Annotated in this window: 15 protein-coding genes; 11 read left to right on the top strand and 4 right to left on the bottom strand. The window is 63.7% G+C overall.

Annotation, left to right across the window (positions count from 1 at the left end):
• Positions 1–2 precede the first annotated feature (2 nt).
• The 3 genes from pimC to ABIA40_RS35365 form a co-directional block, all read right to left on the bottom strand.
• Positions 3–1,193, bottom strand: coding sequence for a pimeloyl-CoA dehydrogenase large subunit (pimC, locus tag ABIA40_RS35375; RefSeq protein WP_172784944.1), 1,191 nt, complete (start codon positions 1,191–1,193; stop codon positions 3–5).
• Between the two features lie 24 nt (positions 1,194–1,217).
• Positions 1,218–2,906 (bottom strand): dicarboxylate--CoA ligase PimA, encoded by a 1,689-nt coding sequence (gene pimA / locus ABIA40_RS35370; RefSeq protein ID WP_404545854.1) that lies wholly within the window; start codon positions 2,904–2,906, stop codon positions 1,218–1,220.
• A gap of 146 nt (positions 2,907–3,052) precedes the next feature.
• Entirely contained in the window at positions 3,053–5,149 is a 2,097-nt protein-coding gene (locus ABIA40_RS35365) for a 3-hydroxyacyl-CoA dehydrogenase NAD-binding domain-containing protein (RefSeq protein WP_271542813.1), read from the bottom strand.
• A gap of 131 nt (positions 5,150–5,280) precedes the next feature.
• Here ABIA40_RS35365 and ABIA40_RS35360 point away from each other — a divergent pair, with 131 nt between their 5' ends.
• The 10 genes from ABIA40_RS35360 (at position 5,281) to ABIA40_RS35315 (ending at position 16,604) form a co-directional block, all read left to right on the top strand.
• Positions 5,281–6,147 (top strand): IclR family transcriptional regulator, encoded by an 867-nt coding sequence (locus tag ABIA40_RS35360; protein ID WP_404546439.1) that lies wholly within the window; start codon positions 5,281–5,283, stop codon positions 6,145–6,147.
• Between the two features lie 66 nt (positions 6,148–6,213).
• Positions 6,214–7,011 carry an ABC transporter ATP-binding protein gene (locus ABIA40_RS35355; protein ID WP_157283681.1) on the top strand — a complete coding sequence of 266 codons (798 nt, stop codon included), beginning with the start codon at positions 6,214–6,216 and terminating at the stop codon, positions 7,009–7,011.
• Positions 7,008–7,721, top strand: coding sequence for an ABC transporter ATP-binding protein (locus ABIA40_RS35350; protein WP_035997952.1), 714 nt, complete (start codon positions 7,008–7,010; stop codon positions 7,719–7,721). Before ABIA40_RS35355 ends, ABIA40_RS35350 begins: the two co-directional genes overlap by 4 nt.
• 13 nt (positions 7,722–7,734) lie before the next feature.
• Positions 7,735–8,613 (top strand): branched-chain amino acid ABC transporter permease, encoded by an 879-nt coding sequence (locus tag ABIA40_RS35345; protein WP_035997949.1) that lies wholly within the window; start codon positions 7,735–7,737, stop codon positions 8,611–8,613.
• A 2-nt stretch (positions 8,614–8,615) separates the two neighbouring features.
• Positions 8,616–9,635, top strand: coding sequence for a branched-chain amino acid ABC transporter permease (locus ABIA40_RS35340; RefSeq protein WP_036021517.1), 1,020 nt, complete (start codon positions 8,616–8,618; stop codon positions 9,633–9,635).
• Between the two features lie 30 nt (positions 9,636–9,665).
• Positions 9,666–10,901 carry an ABC transporter substrate-binding protein gene (locus ABIA40_RS35335; protein ID WP_404545850.1) on the top strand — a complete coding sequence of 412 codons (1,236 nt, stop codon included), beginning with the start codon at positions 9,666–9,668 and terminating at the stop codon, positions 10,899–10,901.
• A gap of 116 nt (positions 10,902–11,017) precedes the next feature.
• Complete coding sequence (locus ABIA40_RS35330; RefSeq protein ID WP_404545848.1) at positions 11,018–12,244, top strand: ABC transporter substrate-binding protein; 1,227 nt, start codon at positions 11,018–11,020, stop codon at positions 12,242–12,244.
• A gap of 248 nt (positions 12,245–12,492) precedes the next feature.
• Positions 12,493–13,722, top strand: coding sequence for an ABC transporter substrate-binding protein (locus tag ABIA40_RS35325; protein ID WP_035997935.1), 1,230 nt, complete (start codon positions 12,493–12,495; stop codon positions 13,720–13,722).
• Between the two features lie 178 nt (positions 13,723–13,900).
• Positions 13,901–15,130 (top strand): ABC transporter substrate-binding protein, encoded by a 1,230-nt coding sequence (locus ABIA40_RS35320; RefSeq protein ID WP_035997932.1) that lies wholly within the window; start codon positions 13,901–13,903, stop codon positions 15,128–15,130.
• A gap of 190 nt (positions 15,131–15,320) precedes the next feature.
• Positions 15,321–16,604 carry a glycerate kinase gene (locus tag ABIA40_RS35315; protein WP_404545845.1) on the top strand — a complete coding sequence of 428 codons (1,284 nt, stop codon included), beginning with the start codon at positions 15,321–15,323 and terminating at the stop codon, positions 16,602–16,604.
• Between the two features lie 31 nt (positions 16,605–16,635).
• Here ABIA40_RS35315 and ABIA40_RS35310 read toward each other — a convergent pair whose 3' ends face one another.
• A complete protein-coding gene (locus ABIA40_RS35310; protein ID WP_157283677.1) occupies positions 16,636–17,157 on the bottom strand; it encodes a MarR family winged helix-turn-helix transcriptional regulator in 522 nt (173 codons plus the stop codon).
• Between the two features lie 173 nt (positions 17,158–17,330).
• Between ABIA40_RS35310 and ABIA40_RS35305 the strand changes: the two genes are divergently transcribed.
• Positions 17,331–18,371 (top strand): branched-chain amino acid ABC transporter permease, encoded by a 1,041-nt coding sequence (locus ABIA40_RS35305; protein WP_271542811.1) that lies wholly within the window; start codon positions 17,331–17,333, stop codon positions 18,369–18,371.
• The last annotated feature ends 5 nt before the right edge of the window (positions 18,372–18,376 follow it).

Here is an 18,376-nt window from a genome sequence, read left to right as displayed (position 1 = left end):
GGTCACAGCCCCAGCACCGCCTTGGCGATGATGTTGCGCTGGATCTCGTTGGAGCCGCCGTAGATCGAGACCTTGCGGTTATTGAAGTAGCTGGGCGCGATCTGGGCGGTCCAGTCCATGGCTTCGTTCGAGCCGTCGTCGCCGTGCACGTCATAGGGCGCGGCGAACGGGCCGATGACTTCCATCAAGAGCTCGGTGGTGGTTTGCTGGATTTCCGAGCCCTTGATCTTCAGCACCGACGAGGCCGGATTGGGCTTGCCCTTGCCGTGCTTGCCTTCGTCGGCGACGACGCGGAGCTGGGTGAGCTCGAGCGCCTTCAGCTCGATCTCGCAGGCCGCCAGCTTCTCTCGGAAGGCGGGATCCTGGATGATCGGCTTGCCGGCGGATTCAACCTTGGACGCCAGATCCTTGATGCGGCGGATGCGCTCCTTGGAGACGCCGACGCGGGCGATGCCGGTGCGCTCGTTGCCGAGCAGGAACTTTGCGTAGTCCCAACCCTTGTTCTCCTCGCCGATCAGGTTCTCGTAGGGAACCTCGACGTCGTCGAAGAAGACCTCGTTGACCTCACGGCCGCCGTCGATGGTCTGGATCGGGCGCACGGTGACGCCCTTCGACTTCATCGAGAACACGATGAAGGAGATGCCCATCTGCTTCTTGGCGTTGTTGTCGGTGCGGCAGAGGCAGAAGATCATGTCGGCGTGCTGGGCGAGCGTGGTCCAGGTCTTCTGGCCGTTGATGATCCATTTGTCGCCACGGCGCTCGGCCTTGGTCTTGAGCGAGGCGAGGTCGGAGCCGGAGCCGGGCTCGGAGAAGCCCTGGCACCACCAATCGTCGACATTGGCGATGCGCGGCAGGTACTTCTTCTTCTGCTCCTCGTTGCCGAAGGTGTAGATGACCGGACCGACCATGCTGACGCCGAAGGCGAGCGGCTGCGGCGCCGGATAGGACTGCAGCTCCTCGTTGAAGATGTAGTGCTGCACGCTGGTCCAGCCGGTGCCGCCATATTCCTTCGGCCAATGGCTGACACCCCAGCCCTTCTTGTTGAGGATGCGCCACCACGTCACCATCTCGTCCTTGGAGAGGTGACGGCCCTCGACCAGCTTGCGCCGCGTATCCGGCGGCACGTTGTCGCGGAAGAACTGCCGCACTTCGTCGCGAAACGCCTGCTCTTCTTTCGTGAATGCGAGATCCATTGGATCCTCCTGTGAAACGTTACTTCATTTCGTCATTACGGCGGCGTCAGCAGCGCGAATCCCGGAAGACGATTTCTGCTGCTGGCGCAGTTCGTGGCGCGACAATTTCCCGACCGGCGTGCGCGGCAGGTCATCGACGAACTCGACAGCCGCCGGCAGCTCATGCTTGCCGAGCTTGCCGGCAAGCTGCGCGCGCAGCTCCTCGAGCGAGAACGGCTTTGCCTCGGTCCTCAGCTTGATGAATGCCTTGGCGGCCTCGCCGCGATAGGGATCGGGAATGCCGAGCACGATCACCTCGTGCACGCCGGGGATGGTGTAGATCGCCTGCTCGATCATCTGCGGATAGACGTTGAAGCCGCCGGAGATGATCATGTCCTTCTTGCGGTCGACCAGGAAGAAATAGCCGTCGGCATCGACATAGCCGATGTCGCCGGTGAGAAAGCGGCCGTCGACGAAGGCCTCGGCGGAGCCTTGCGGCTTGTTCCAGTAGCCCTTGGTGACGTTCGGGCCCTTGATGCGGATCTCGCCGACTTCGCCCGGCGGCAGCACGCGCCTGGGATCGTCCAGCGCGACGACGTCGAGCTCGATGCCGGGCAGCATCAGGCCGATCGAGCCGGGCTTCTCCGGGCCCGTGGGCGGATGGCCGGTGCCGGGCGAGCAGGTCTCGGTCATGCCCCAACCGCTCTTCAGCTTCTTGCCGACCTTGCGCTCGAAGAAGCTCGCGATCTCCACCGGCAGCGGCGCGCCGCCGGAGCCGATGGTGACGAGCGCTGAGAAGTCGCGCTTGTCGAGATCGGGCAACGCAGCGATCGCGATCCACATCGTCGGCACGCCGGGGAAATACGTCGCACGCTTGACCTCGATGTCGCGCATCACGGCTTCGACGTCGAAGCGCTGATGCAGCGAGATCAGATTGCCGCGGCGGAGCGAGGACAGCAGCACCACGGTGAGCGCGTAGATGTGGAACAGCGGCAGCACGCAGATCACGCGCTCGATCACGTCGCCGCGGGCGGCGCGGGCCGGCCTGCCCCAGACGTCGTAGATCGACACCGCCGAGGTGAGATTGCCGTGGGTGAGCATCGCGCCCTTGGGCAGGCCGGTGGTGCCGCCGGTATATTGCAGCAGCGCGACGTCGTCGGCCGCGACGACAGGCCATTGCGCGGGCGCTGTGGCGCCCTCGACGAACGCCTTGAAGGTGACGATGCGGGGATCGTCGGGGATCGCCGCCTGCGGCGTGCCGACCTTGCCCCAATGATCGTCCTCGCAGACGACGAGCTTGTCGATCAGTCCCTTCTCCAGGAATTTCAGGGCGGTCGGCAGCAGGGCCCGGAGGTTGGAGGTGACGAGCAGGCGCGAGCCGGAATCGGTGATCTTGTGCGTCAGCGCAATCTCGCCGTCGAGCGGCGACAGATGCGCGACGCGGCTGCCGGTCTTCAGCGCGCCGAAGAAATTGACGGGGTGATCGGGCGTGTTGCCGAGGAACAGCGCGACCGAGGCGCCCTTACCGCAGCCAGCGCGCAGGAACGCCGCCGCTGCGCGATCGGCCAAGCTTGCGAGCTCGGTGTAGCTGATCGGTCGGTCGCGGAATTCCAGCGCGATGCGCGTGCCGAAATCGGCGGCAGCCTTAGAGAGGAGGTCCGGCAGCGTGCCCTGGACGATGGTGTCGTCCCACCGCACGCCCTCGGGGTAAAACTGTTCGCCGGGATGGGTCATGGAATCCTTAAACCGCACAAACCGTCATTCCGGGGCGCCCGAAGGGCGAACCCGGAATCCATCGGGCAGCGCACTCAGAGGCGAGATGGATTCCGGGCCTGGCCCTGCGGGCCATCCCGGAATGACACCGAGAGTGCAAGCTCCCATCACGCTGCTTTCGACTCCGCAGCCAGCGACGCAAACGTCTTGCCCTCCGCGGCGAGCTTCTTCAGCAGCGGGGCGGGCTCGAGGCTGGGGTCATTGGTCTCCTTGGCGTAGAAGGCCAGGCGATCGGCGATGTGCTTGAGGCCGACGCTGTCGGCCCAGAACATCGGGCCGCCACGGTAGATCGGCCAGCCATAGCCGTAGAGCCAGACCACGTCGATGTCGCTGGGACGCGCGGCGATACCCTCTTCCAGGATCTTCGCGCCCTCGTTGATCATCGGATACATCATGCGCTCGAGGATCTCCTCGTCGCTGACGACGCGCTTCTTGCGGCCGAGACGCAGCAAGGTCTCGTCGATCAGCTTCTCGACGTCGGGGTCGGGCAGCGGCGCACGAGAACCCTGCTCGTACTTGTAATAGCCCTTGCCGGTCTTCTGGCCGAAGCGGCCGGCCTCACACAGCGCGTCCGCGATCTCCGACTTGATGCCGCGATCTTTCCGCGAGCGCCAGCCGATGTCGAGGCCGGCGAGATCGCTCATCGCGAACGGGCCCATCGGCATGCCGAACTTGGTGACGACGGCATCGACCTGCTGCGGCAGCGCGCCCTCGAACAGCAGCTTCTCGGACTGCTTGCCGCGCTGGGCCAACATGCGGTTGCCGACGAAGCCGTCGCAGACGCCGACCACGGCCGGCACCTTCGCGATTTTTCGCGCGATGGTCACCGCAGTCACCAGCGCATCCGGCGCGGTCTTGTCGGCACGCACGATCTCGCACAGCTTCATGACGTTGGCCGGCGAGAAGAAGTGCATGCCGAGCACGTCCTGCGGACGCTTGGTCGACTTCGCGATCTCGTCGATGTTGAGATAGGAGGTGTTGGAGGCGAGCACGGCGCCCGGCTTGGCGTACTGGTCGAGCTTGCCGAACACCTCCTTCTTGACCGCCATGGTCTCGAACACGGCCTCGATGACGAGGTCGGCATCGCCAACATTCTCGATGCCGACCTTGCCGTCGATCAGCGCCATGCGCTTGGCGGGCGCATCGGCCGGGATGCCGCCGCGCGCGGCGGTCGCCTCCCAGTTCTTCTGCATCACGCCCATGCCGCGCTTGAGCTGCTCATCGCCAGTCTCGATCAGGGTGACGGGAATGCCGGCATTGGCAAAGGACATGGCGATGCCGCCGCCCATGGTGCCGGCGCCGAGAATGGCGACGCGGTTCACGGGCCGCGGCTTGGTGCCTTCAGGCACGCCGGCGATCTTGTTGGCCTCGCGCTCGGCGAAGAAGGCGTAGCGCTGCGCCTTGGACTGGTCGCTGGCGACGAGCTTGAGGAAGCCCTCGCGCTCCTTCTTCAGGCCTTCGTCGAACGGCAGGTCGATGGCGTAGCCGACGGCATCGGCGGCGGCGAAGGGCGCCTCGAGGCCGCGCGACTTCTTGGTCATGGCCGCGACCGCATTGGTGAAGATGGAGCGGTCGGCCTTGGCGGCGGCGAGCTTGGAATCGTCGTCGCGCAGGCGACGCAGCGGGCGCTTCTCCGCGAGCAGCTTGCGCACGAAGGCTTCGCCACCGGAGGCCGGGCCCTCGACGATCTCCTCGATCAGGCCGTTCCTCAGCGCTTCCGCAGCCCCGATCGGGTCGCCGCCGACGATCATCTTGACGGCGAGCTCCGGGCCCACCGCACGGGGCAGGCGCTGGGTGCCGCCGGCACCGGGCAGAAGTCCGAGCTTCACCTCGGGCAGGCCGAGCTTGGCCTCTTTCACCGCGACGCGGAAATGGCAGGCCAGCGCGACCTCGAGGCCGCCGCCGAGCGCGGTGCCGTGGATCGCGGCAACGACCGGCTTGGGCGAGTTTTCGATCTCGGACAGCACGTCGTTGAGCGCGGGCGGCTTCGGCGGCTTGCCGAACTCGGTGATGTCGGCACCGGCAATGAAGGTGCGACCGGCGCAGGTCAGCACGATGCCCTTGATGGCGGGATCGGCGATCGCGGCCTTGATGCACTCGAGGATCCCACCTCGGACTGCGGCACTCAGCGCATTGACCGGCGGGCTGTTGACCGTGACGATCCCGACTTCGTCATGACGCTCAAGCTTGACCACTTCGCTCACGGTGTCCCTCCTTGATGGGGATTTACTTTTGTTTCGATTTCGCATTGCGGAATTTAATTCCGCATCTTGACGGCAGGGTTATTTTGAAGCACGGACGTTGTCAACGACTCCGCGCAAGAAGCAGATCAGGGATGAAGCGTACAGGAAAGAAGACCGCGACCGATCGGAATTTCGTCGTCGCGCTTTCCCGCGGACTGGAAGTATTGCGCGCGTTCCACCCCAATGACGGCCTGCTCGGCAATCAGGAGATTGCGTCCCGTACCAATCTGCCCAAGCCCACCGTGTCGCGGCTGACCTACACGCTGACCAAGCTCGGTTATCTCACGCCGGTTCCCCGCTTCGAGAAGTACCAGCTCGCCCCGGCAGCGATGTCGCTCGGCTACGCGGCGCTGGCCAATCTGGGCGTTCGGCATTTGTCCGAGCCGTTCCGCGAAGAGGTGATGCGCGCGACCGGCGGCGCCGTCGCCGTCGGCGGCCGTGACCGCCACAGCATGATCTATTTCGGGCAGAGCCGCGGCAGCGAGACCGTCGGCATTCAACTTGACGTCGGCTCGCGCGTGCCGATTGCAACCAGCGCGATGGGCCGCGCCTATTTCTGGGCACTCGATGACGAAGGTCGCGCCGAAGTGTCGCGCATCCTGCGCGAACATTACGGCAGCCGTTGGCCGAAGATGCGCGAGGGCTTGGAACGTTCCGGCGAGACGGTCGCGAAATACGGCTTTGCGATTTCGGTCGGCGATTGGCACGACGACATCGGCGCGGCCGGCGTCGCGCTCAAGCTCAACGACGGAACCGGACCTTACGCATTCAATTGCGGCGCGCCCGCATTCCGTTTCACGGAAGAGCGTTTGATCAACGACATTGGACCGCGTCTCTTAGCGATGGTAAGGAACATCGAAGCGGCGCTCGGGGGTCTGATGCCGCATTCAAAAAAAGACAGCAGCAAAAAGCTGAAATCAGGAGGAAAAGTTGCGCGTGTGGCCGAGGGATTCAGATAGCCTTTGTCATCATCGGGAGCGGCTCGCATCGCCCCATCGCTCACTGAACGACGTGAGCGAGACGAGATGACGCAGGCACAGCTCGCGCAGGGTACATCGCCCCTGCTCGCGGTTCGCGACGTCAGCGTCGTGTTCGGCGGCATCGTCGCGCTCAACGGCGTGTCCTTCGACATGCACAAGGGCCAGATCCTCGGCTTGATCGGCCCGAACGGCGCCGGCAAGACCACGCTCTTCAATTGCCTCTCGCGCCTCTATCAGCCGTCGTCCGGCGACATCTTGATGGACGGCGTGAGCATCCTGACGCGGCCGCCGCACCGGATCGCCGAGATCGGCATCGGCCGCACCTTCCAGAACGTGGCGCTGTTTCCCAACCTTTCGGTGATGGACAACGTCCGCGTCGGCGCCCATTCGAAGACCTCGAGCGACATTATCAGCGACTCCCTGAAGCTTGCCTGGGTCCGGCGCAGCGAGACAAGCATCAACAAGAAGGTGCACGAGATCCTTGCTTACCTCGACCTCGAGGACGTCGCCCATACCGTCGTGTCCGGCCTACCGTTCGGTACGCAGAAGCGGGTCGAGCTGGCGCGTGCGCTGGCGGCCGATCCGAAGATCCTGCTGCTCGACGAACCCGCCGGCGGCCTCAACCACGAGGAAGTTCATGTGCTCGGCGATCTCATCCGCAAAATCCGCGACGAGCGCCATATGACCGTGCTCCTGGTCGAGCATCACATGGGCCTCGTGATGTCGATCGCCGACCATGTCGTCGCGCTGAATTTCGGCAAGAAGCTCGCGGAAGGCACGCCCGCCCAGGTGCAGGCGGACCCGGACGTCATCAAGGCCTATCTCGGGAGCAAGGATCAATGACGCCACTGCTCAACGTCAAGGACCTGCGCGCTTATTACGGCCAGGTCCAGGCGCTCCATGGCCTGTCCTTCTCGCTCAACGAGGGCTCGCTCGTGACGCTGCTGGGTGCCAACGGCGCCGGCAAGACCACCACACTGCGCGCGATCTGCAACATGGTGCGCTCCACCGGCGGCGTCGAGTTCGAAGGCAAGCCGCTGAACAACCGTTCGACCGAGAGCATCGTGCGGTTCGGCATCGCCCACGTGCCGCAAGGCCGCGGCACTTTCACCAACATGACGGTGGAGGAGAACCTCCAGCTCGGGGCCATCACCCGCAAGGACCGCGCCGGAATCGTCTCCGACATCGAGCGCATGTACGCGCATTTCCCGGTATTGAAGCAGCGCCATACCCAGCAGGCCGGCACGCTCTCCGGCGGCGAGCAGCAGATGCTCGCGGTCGCCCGCGCGCTGATGCTGCGGCCGCGGCTGATGCTGCTCGACGAGCCCTCCTTCGGCCTCGCGCCGCTGGTGGTGCGCGACCTGTTCGGCATCCTCGGCAAGATCAACCGCGAGGACAAGGTCTCGATCCTGGTGGTCGAGCAGAACGCCCAGCTCGCGCTCGAGCTCGCCGACCAGGCCTATGTGATCGAGACCGGGCGCATCGTGATGTCCGGCAAGGCCAAGGACATCGCGAACAACGAAGAAATCCGCAAATCCTATCTGGGTTACTGAGGGAGCCGGCACAATGGAGCTGTTCACCAACCAGGTCCTGGCCGGCATCGCCACGGGGGCGATTTATGCCTGCATGGCGCTCGCCGTGGTCATGATCTACCAGGCCATCGACCATCTCAACTTCGCGCAAGGCGAGATGGCAATGTTCTCGACCTTCATCTCATGGCAGCTGATGCAGTGGGGCGTGTCTTATTGGGCTGCCTTCCTGATCACGCTGGCATTTTCTTTCGTTGCCGGCATCGCGATCGAGCGCATCCTGTTCAAGCCGCTCGTCAAGGCGCCGGTGCTCACCAACGTCGCCGGCTTCATCGCGCTGTTTGCGATCATCAACTCCTCGGCGGGCCTGATCTGGGACTTCACGATCAAGCAATATCCGACCCCGTTCGGCTCCGCACCGTTCCTCGGCAGCCAGCTGATCTCGACGCACCAGGCCGGCATGATCGGCGTCACCGTGGCGCTGCTGCTCGCGCTCTATTTCTTCTTCCAGTACACGCGCATCGGCCTTGCGATGCGAGCCGCAGCGTCGGTGCCGGAATCGGCCCGCCTCGTCGGCATCAACACGAGCTGGATGATCGCGCTCGGCTGGGGCATGGCGACCGCGATCGGCTCGATCGCCGGCATGCTGATCGCGCCCGTCGTATTCCTCGAGCCGAACATGATGGGCGGCGTACTGATCTACGGCTTCGCCGCGGCGGTGCTCGGCGGGCTGTCGAGCCCGTTCGGCGCCGTGGTCGGCGGCTTCCTGGTCGGCGTGTTCGAGAATCTCGCCGGTACCTACATCCCCGGCGTCGGCAATGAGCTGAAACTCCCGATCGCGCTCGCGCTGATCATCTCCGTCCTGGTCGTCAAACCCGCTGGTCTATTCGGCCGGCATATCGTCAAGCGAGTTTGATCATGAGCGCAGCAGAAGAAGTCGTCGCCGAGGGCCACGAGGCGGTCGAGGCGGTTCCGAAGCGGGCCATGACGCTGGGCACCGGCACCTCGCTGGTGGTGCTGGCGGCGCTGTTGATCGTGCCGATGTTCGTCAAGAACTTCATCATCTTCCAGATGACGATGCTCCTGATCTACGGGCTCGCGGTGCTGGCGCTGAACATCCTGACCGGCGGAAGCGGCCAGTTCTCGCTCGGCCAGAGCGCGTTCTACGCCGTCGGCGCCTATGTGTCTGCGGTGCTGATGGAGCATGCCAACGTCAACTACGCGCTGACCATTCCGATCTCCGCCGTGATTTGCTTCGGATTCGGTTACCTGTTCGGCAAGCCGGCGCTGCGGCTGTCGGGCATCTATCTCGCGCTCGCGACCTTTGCGCTCGCGACCGCGATGCCGCAGTTGCTCAAGCTGAACTTCCTGGAGCACTGGACCGGCGGCGTGCAGGGCCTCGTCGTCACCAAGCCGGACGCACCGTTCGGCTTGCCGATGTCGCAGGACATGTGGCTGTACTACTTCACGCTCGCCGTGACGGTCGCGATCTACATCTTCTCGGTGAACCTGTTGCGCTCCCGCTCGGGCCGCGCCTTCATGGCGATCCGCGACAACGAGATCGCGGCCTCCTCCATGGGCGTCAACGTCGCGCTGTACAAGACGCTGGCCTTCGGCGTGTCCGCCGGCATCACCGGCGTTGCCGGCTCGCTCGGCGCCATTGCGGTGCAGTTCGTGGCGCCCGACAGCTACACCATCACGCTCGCGATCTCGCTGTTCCTCGGCATGGTGGTCGGCGGCGTCGGCTGGCTGCCCGGCTCGTTCGTCGGCGCGGCCTTCATCATCTTCGTGCCGAACATGGCGGAGAGCATCTCCAAGGGCCTCTCCGGCGCGGTGTTCGGCGTGCTGCTATTCCTCGTCATCTACCTCGTGCCGCATGGCGCAAGGCAGGTCGCGATCCTGGGCCAGCAACTCGTCGGCAAGCTCAGGAAGAACTGAAGCCCCGTTGAATTAACCAAGGAGACCGAATTGTATTTTGGAAGAACACTGCGAGCCACCGCGCTGGTCACGGCAACGGCGGCCATCACTCTCACCTCCGGCGCTGCACTCGCCCAAAAGAAATACGACACCGGCGCGTCCGATACCGAGATCAAGATCGGCAACATCATGCCGTACAGCGGTCCGGCGTCGGCCTATGGCATCATCGGCAAGACCGAAGAAGCCTATTTCAAGATGATCAACGACAAGGGCGGCATCAACGGCCGCAAGATCAACTTCGTCACCTATGACGACGGCTATTCGCCGCCAAAGGCCGTCGAGCAGGTTCGCAAGCTGGTCGAGAGCGACGAGGTGCTGGTCGTTTTCAACCCGCTCGGCACGCCCTCGAACAGTGCGATCCAGAAGTACCTCAACTCCAAGAAGATCCCGCAGCTCTTCGTCGCGACCGGCGCCACCAAGTGGAACGACCCGAAGAACTTCCCCTGGACCATGGGCTGGCAGCCCTCCTACCAGAGCGAAGCGCAGATCTACGCGAAGTGGCTGATGAAGGAGAAGCCGGACGCCAAGATCGCGATCCTCTACCAGAACGACGATTTCGGCAAAGACTACCTCAAGGGCACCAAGGACGGCCTCGGCGCCAAGGCCTCGTCCATGATCGTCATGGAGGAGAGCTACGAGGTCTCCGAGCCGTCGATCGACGGCCATATCGTCAAGATCAAGGCCGCCAATCCCGACGTGCTGCTGATCTACACCACGCCGAAGTTCGCGGCCCAGACCATCAAGAAGACCGCCGAGCTCAGCTGGAAGCCGCTCCAGATCCTCACCAACGTGTCGATCTCGGTCGGCAGCGTGATGAAGCCGGCCGGCTTCGAGAACGCGCAGGGCGTGCTGTCGGCCGCCTACGCCAAGGACTCCACGGATCCGCAATGGACCAACGACCCCGGCATGAAGAAGTGGAACGAGTTCGTCGACAAGTACATGCCGGGTGCCGACAAGTCGGACACCAGCATGGTCTACGGCTATGGCGCCGCCTCGACGCTGGCCAAGGTGCTGGAGATGTGCGGTGACGATCTCACCCGCGCCAACATCATGAAGCAGGCCGCCTCGTTGAAGGACTTTGCTCCGGATACGCTGCTGCCCGGCGTCAAGATCAACACCAGCGCCACCGACTTCGCTCCGATCGCGCAGCTGCAGATGATGCGCTTCAAGGGCGAGAAGTGGGAACTGTTCGGCGAGATCATCAGCGGTGACGTCGCCTCCGAGTGACGCGTGACGCGATGATTGAGGACGATGAGCCCCCGCGGACAGTCGCGGGGGCTTTTTGTTGACGACAGGCGCCAATCTTGTTCAATGCGATCGATCCATCCCGGGGTAGGAGAACAATGGCCGCCGTTCGTTCCCAGGTTGCGCCGCTCTGGGCCGCGCTTGCCTTGTGCACTGCAATGAGCGGCGAGGCGCTGGCGCAGAAGAAATACGACAGCGGCGCGTCCGATACCGAGATCAAAATCGGTAACATCATGCCCTACAGCGGTCCGGCCTCCGGCTATGCCGCGATCGGCAGGACCGAGGAAGCCTACTTCAACAAGATCAATGCCGAGGGCGGCATCAATGGCCGCAAGATCAGATTCATCTCCTATGACGACGGCTATTCGCCGCCAAAGACGGTGGAACAGGCGCGAAAACTGGTCGAGAGCGACAACGTGCTGCTGATCTTCGGCTCGCTCGGCACTTCCACCAACAGCGCCATCCGCAAGTACATGAACGAGAAGAAGGTGCCGCAATTGTTCGTGGCGAGCGGCGCCTCGAAATGGAACGACCCCAAGCAATATCCCTGGACCATGGGCTGGCAGCCGAGCTACGTCAGCGAGGCCCGGATCTATGCCAAATACATCATGAAGGAGAAGCCAAACGGAAAGATCGGCGTGCTCTACCAGAACGACGATTTCGGCAAGGACTATCTAAACGGGTTGAAGGAGGGCCTCGGCGCCAAGGCTTCGATGATCGTGCGGGAGGAAGCCTACGACACTTCCGAGCCCGCAATCGACGAGCGAGTCGTGAAGCTGAAGGCGGCCGGCGCCGATATCTTCATCAGCCTCACAAACCAGAAATTCGCCGCGCAGGGAATCAAGAAAGCCGCGGAGATCAACTGGCATCCGATGCACATCATCTCCAACGTCTCGGCTTCGGTCAGCGGCGTATTGGAGTCAGCGGGCATTGAAGTCTCGCAAGGCATCCTGTCGGCGACCTACACCAAGGACGGCTCCGACCCGCAGTGGAATGCCGACGACGGCATGAAGAAGTTCTACAGTTTCGTCGCCCAATACGAGCCCAAGGCCAACAAGCTCGATGCCGGCGTCGTGTACGGCTATGCCGCCGCACAGACCATCGTGAAGGTGCTGCAGATGTGCGGCGACGATCTCACCCGCGAGAACGTCATGAAGCAGGCCGCCAGCCTGAAGGACTTCGCACCCGACACGCTGCTGCCAGGCATCAAGATCAACACCGCGCCCGACGATTTCGCCCCGATCGAGCAGCTGCAGATGATGCGCTTCAAGGGCAGGAAATGGGAGCTGTTCGGTGACATCATCTCGAGCGAGATGAGCCACTGAACGACGCAATTCAAAATAGCCGCCTTCCCGTAAAGCAACTCAAGCGGCGAGTTTGCCTCGCAAAAAGAATCTCACGCGCCGGAATATTCAGCACCGCCTTCGACGAGATCGCCGCCCGCGCGAGGCCCGTGCAGGCGTTCTTCTTGCTGACGGCCGTGGATAGGTATTGAATGCGTGACGGAGCGACGCGCAACGATCGCTCCCAATAAGAACAAACGACACATTCAATCCTGTCCAGGGAGATCAAAATGCCTGCAATGCATGTGCGATTGGGGGCCTTCTCGGCTGCCCTCGTGCTGGCCGCCACGCTGTCCACGACAGCGCTCGCGCAGAAGAAATACGACACCGGCGCATCCGACACGGAGATCAAGATCGGCAACATCATGCCCTATAGCGGTCCCGCGTCCGCCTACGGCGTGATCGGCAAGACCGAAGAGGCCTATTTCCGCAAGATCAACGCAGAAGGCGGCATTAACGGCCGCAAGATCAACTTCATCACCTATGACGACGCCTATTCCCCGCCGAAGACCGTGGAGCAGGCGCGCAAGCTGGTCGAGAGCGACGAGGTGCTGCTGATCTTCAACTCGCTCGGCACCCCGCCGAACTCGGCGATCCAGAAGTACATGAACCAGAAGAAGGTTCCGCAGCTGTTCGTCGCCACCGGCGCCACGAAGTGGAACGACCCGCAGACCTTCCCGTGGACGATGGGCTGGCAACCCAACTACCAGATCGAGTCGATCATCTACGCCAAGTATATCCTGAAGAACCATCCGAACGCCAAGATCGCCGTGCTCTACCAGAACGACGATTACGGCAAGGACTATCTGAAGGGGTTCAAGGACGGGCTCGGCGCTAAGGCCGCCTCGATGATCGTCATCGAGGACAGCTACGAAGTCTCCGAGCCGACCATAGACTCCCACATCGTCAAGATGAAGTCGACCAACGCCGACGTGTTCTTCAACATCACGACGCCGAAATTCGCCGCACAGGCGATCAAGAAGAACGCCGAGATCGGCTGGAAGCCGCTGCACTTCCTCAACAACGTCTCGGCCTCGATCGGCAGCGTGATCAAGCCGGCCGGCTTCGAGAACGCGCAGGACATCATCTCGTCGCAATATTTCAAGGATCCCACCGACGCGCAGTGGAAAAACGACAAGGCGATGATCGCCTGGAACGAATTTCTGGATAAGTATTATCCGGAAGCCAACCGCGCCGACGCCTCGGTGATGTACGGCTATATCGTCGCCCAAGGCCTCGTTCACGTGCTCAAGGCATGCGGTGACAATCTCACCCGCGAGAACATCATGAAGCAGGCCGCCAACATCAAGGACTTCGAGCCGGCGGGCCTGTTGCCGGGCATCAAGGTCAACACCTCGGCGACCGATTTCGCGCCGCTCTCGCAACTGCAGCTGATCCGGTTTAAGGGCGAGCATTGGGTGCCATTTGGCGAGGTGCTGAGCGGCGACGTCGGCGGCTGACCATCAACCAGTTGCTCAAGATGTAGCCAAACCGACGAAAGACGCAGCCCCTGCGGCCATGCCGCAGGGGCTTTTCCTTGAAGCTTTCGGGCAAATCGTATTGAATTGCGCTCGCGTCGCGAAGAAAAACGAGACAAGAAAAGGGACGCACACACAAAGAAAAAACAGGGAGATTGGAATGCCTGCTGTCACCGGCAAGCTTGCGGCCGCATCATTGGCGCTCGCGCTCATCGCGGCCTCGGCCTCAACCGCAACGGCCCAGAAGAAATACGATACCGGTGCGACCGACACCGAGATCAAGATCGGCAACATCATGCCCTACAGCGGACCGGCCTCCGCCTACGGCATCATCGGTCGCACCGAAGCCGCCTATTTCAAGAAGATCAACGAAGAGGGCGGCATCAACGGCCGCAAGATCAATTTCGTCTCCTACGACGACGCCTACTCGCCGCCGAAGACGGTGGAGCAGGCGCGCAAGCTGGTCGAGAGCGACGAGGTGCTGCTCGTCTTCAACTCGCTCGGCACGCCGCCGAACTCCGCGATCCAGAAATACATGAACTCGAAGAAGGTGCCGCAGCTGTTCGTCGCCACCGGCGCCACCAAGTGGAACGATCCGCAGAACTTCCCGTGGACCATGGGCTGGCAACCCAACTACCAGAGCGAGACGCAGATCTACGCGAAATACATCCTCAAGGCTATGCCGAACGCCAAGATCGGCGTGCTCTACCAGAACGACGACTACGGCAAGGATTACCTGAAGGGCCTGAAGGACGGCTTGGGGGCCAAGGCCGCGAGCATGATCGTGCTGGAGGAAAGCTACGAGACGTCGGAGCCGACCATCGACAACCACATCGTCAAGCTGAAAGCCACCGGCGCCGACGTCTTCATCAACATCACCACGCCGAAGTTCGCGGCGCAGGCGATCAAGAAGATTTCCGAGATCGGCTGGAAGCCGACCCACTTCCTCAACAACGTCTCGGCCTCGGTCGGCAGCGTGATCAAGCCCGCCGGCTTCGAGAATTCGCAGGACATCATCTCGGCCGCCTATCTGAAGGACGTCTCCGATCCGCAGTGGAAGGACGACGCCGGCATGAAGGCGTTCCTGGAATTCATGACGAAGTACTTCCCCGAGGGCGACAAGCTCGACGGCGGCACCATCGTCGGCTACGGCGTCGCACAGACGCTGGTCGAGGTGCTGAAGAAGTGCGGTGACAATCTCACGCGCGAGAACGTCATGAAGCAGGCGGCGAGCCTGAAGGACTTCCGCACCGAAGTGCTGCTGCCCGGCATCAAGATCAGTACCGGGCCGAACGACTTCGCGCCGATCAGCTCGCTGCAGCTGATGAAGTTCAAGGGCGACAAGTGGGATCTGTTCGGCGAGGTGATCAGCGCCGACGCCGGCGGCTAGAAACTGCAACGCGCGGAGGACGAGCCCCCTGCGCTGATCGCGCAGGGGGCTTCTCCTTTGGGTGGCAATTATGATCACGCGATTGCACAATCGAATGACGGCGAAGGCGCTTACGCTTCGGCACACGATGCGGTAGGCAGATGGCGGCGACCTCGTCGCCGCCAGTCCAGTTTGCGCAAGGCCATTGTCCATGACCGACCGACGTCCCCTGCTCCGCGCGCTCTACGACACTGCCGTTGCTGCCGCCCATCCGGGCGTGGTGCTGGCCCCTCACCTGCGGCCTGCGCCCAGGGGGCGCGTGATCTGCCTTGCGGCCGGCAAGGGCGCCGGCGCGATGGCTGCGGCCGCGGAGCGGCATTATCTCGATGCGCTGGGATTGGCGCCGGAGCGCCTCGTCGGCATCGCCACCACGCGCCACGGCTACGGCGTGCCGACGCGCAGCATTCGCTTGGTCGAGGCCGGTCATCCCGTGCCTGACGAAGCGGGCCTGAAGGGCGCGGCCGACACGCTCGCGCTCGCGGGCGAGGCCGGGCCGGACGACCTGCTGCTGGTGCTGCTCACCGGCGGCGGCTCGGCCAACTGGATCGCGCCGGTGGACGGCATCAGCTTCGCGCAGAAGCAGGCGGTCAACAAGGCGCTGCTGCGCTCGGGCGCGCCGATCGGCGAGATGAACGTCGTGCGCAAGCACCTGTCGCGGATCAAGGGCGGCCGTCTCGCCCGCGCCGGCAGCAACGCCGCGGAGATCGTGACGCTCGCGATCTCTGACGTGCCGCATGACGATCCGTCCGCGATCGCCTCCGGCCCCACCGTGCCCGATCCGACCACGCTGGCGGATGCGCGCGCGATCGTGGCGAAATACAGGCTCGACATCGACGATGCGGTACGCCGCGCGCTCAACGATCCCAACAACGAGAGCTGCAAGCCGGGCGACGCCGCCTTTGCGCGCGCCTCGTTCGAGCTGATCGCGCGGCCCAAGCAGTCGCTGGACGCTGCGGTCAAGCTCGCGCGCGAGGCCGGCTACGGGACCATCGATCTCGGCGCCGATCTCGAAGGCGAGGCGCGCGAGGTCGCCGCCGATCACGCCAGGCTGGCGCTTCAGGCACGCAGCCAGGGCAAGCGCGTCGCGATTCTCTCCGGCGGCGAGCTCACGGTCACCGTGCGCGGCAACGGGCGCGGCGGGCCGAACCAGGAATACGCGCTGGCGCTGGCCTCGCTCTTGAAGGACACTTCCGGCATCGCCGCGCTGGCCGGCGACACCGACGGCGCCGATGGCGGCGCGGGCCACCCGACCGACCCCGCCGGCGCGCTGATCGATGCGGCGACGTTCGCGAAGATGAAGGCGCTGGGGCTCGAGCCGCAGGCCTATCTCGACAACAACGACGCCACCACGTTCTTCGAGGCGACCGGCGACCTGCTGCGGCCTGGACCGACGCTGACCAACGTGAACGACATCAGGGTGATTTTGGTGGATTGACGTTCGCTTACCCTCCCCTGGAGGGTAAGAGTCAAAACTCGTTGGCGATCTTCGCGAGCATCCCGATCAGGGCTTCGCGGTTGGCCTGGCCGAGCAAGTCGTTCAGCCGGGCCTCGTGCTTGGTGGCGACGAGCTTCTTGGCGCGCGCCAGCACGGCCTTGCCCTTGTCGGTCAAGACCAGGATGTGCGAGCGCCGGTCGTTGGTGGAGCGGATCCGCGCGCAGAGGTCGCGGCTCTCCAGATTGTCGAGCATGGCCACGAAGTTCGGCCTGAGGATGCCGAGCGTGGAGGCGATCTCGGTCTGGTTACGGCCGGGGTTTTTCTCGACCAGCAGCAGCACCGAGAACTGCGCCGGCGTCAGCTGGAGCGAGGCCATGCAGCGCAGGAAATTCTCGAACACCTTGAGCTGTGCACGTTTCAGGACATAGCCCAGCTGCTCGGAAAGCTCGCCGAGTTGGAGGGCCTCCGCCTGCGGCTCGCCTGCGTCCTTGCGGCCCTTGGCCGGGTCGGCCGGCTTGTCGGAGGACTTTTCAGCGGTTTTGGAAACGGTCATCGCCTCGTGCTCGTAATCCCGCTAAATTCCGGGGCGGGTCGTTCCCACCCTTGAAGTTATATTTGATAATTGTTATGGACCATACCAAATATCGCCTGCGTTTTTCAATGGCTGTGAACGGACCGTCCACCGCAATCGAGGGGACCGGTCCGGATTAGGGGGAGCGTCCGGTCTTGAATACCACCATCATGCTGTTCCTGGTGCAGGACGGCATCACCAATGGCGCGATCTATGCGCTGCTCGGCCTGGCGCTGGTGCTGGTGTTCGCCGTCACCCGGGTCATCCTCATTCCCCAGGGCGAATTCGTCACCTATGGCGCGCTGACCTATGCCTCGCTGGCCGCCGGCCAGATGCCGGGCACGGCAAAGCTGGCGCTGGCGCTCGGCATCGGCGCGTTCGGCTTCGACCTGTTCGTGGCGCGCAAGGCGCTGCACGGGCGGCTGGTCGTTCGCAGCTTCATCGCCAACGTCGTGCTGCCGGCGATCGTGCTGGCGCTGACCCTGTCGCTCGCGGCGCAGAAACCGCCGGTCGCGGTCTGCATCGCGCTGTCGCTGGTGATCGTGGCGATGATCGGCCTCTATCTCTACCGCATCGCCTTCCAGCCGCTGGCGCACACCTCGGTGCTGGTGCTGCTGATCGCCTCCGTCGGCGTCCATCTCGCGCTGCAGGGCCTCGGCCTGTTGTTCTTCGGAGCCGAAGGCCAGCGCGGGCCTGCCGTGCTGTCCGGCGCCTTCACCGCCGGCGCATTGCGCTTCACCGGCCAGAGCATCACCGTCTATGCCATCACCATCGCCTTCATCGTCGCGCTCTGGCTGTTCTTCGGCCTGACGCTCTACGGCAAGGCGCTGCGCGCGACTGCGGTCAACCGGCTCGGGGCGCGGCTTGCCGGCATCCGCACGACGCTGTCGGGCCAGATCGCCTTCCTGCTGGCCTCCGTGATCGGCGCACTCTCGGGCATCCTGATCGTGCCGATCACGACACTGTATTACGACTCCGGCTTCCTGATCGGGCTGAAGGGCTTCGTTGCCGCGATCATCGGCGGCCTCGTCAGCTATCCCCTCACCGCCGTCGCGGCGCTGGTGGTCGGCATCGTCGAGGCGTTCTCGTCCTTCTATGCCTCCAACTACAAGGAGGTGATCGTCTTCATGCTGCTGATCCCCGTGCTGCTGCTGCGCTCGCTCGCCGCGCCCGCGGTCGAGGAAGAGAAGGACTGAGCCCG

Source organism: Bradyrhizobium sp. USDA 223 (genome assembly GCF_044909005.1).
Lineage (GTDB): Bacteria > Pseudomonadota > Alphaproteobacteria > Rhizobiales > Xanthobacteraceae > Bradyrhizobium > Bradyrhizobium yuanmingense.
This window is presented reverse-complemented; position numbering and strand designations above follow the sequence as displayed.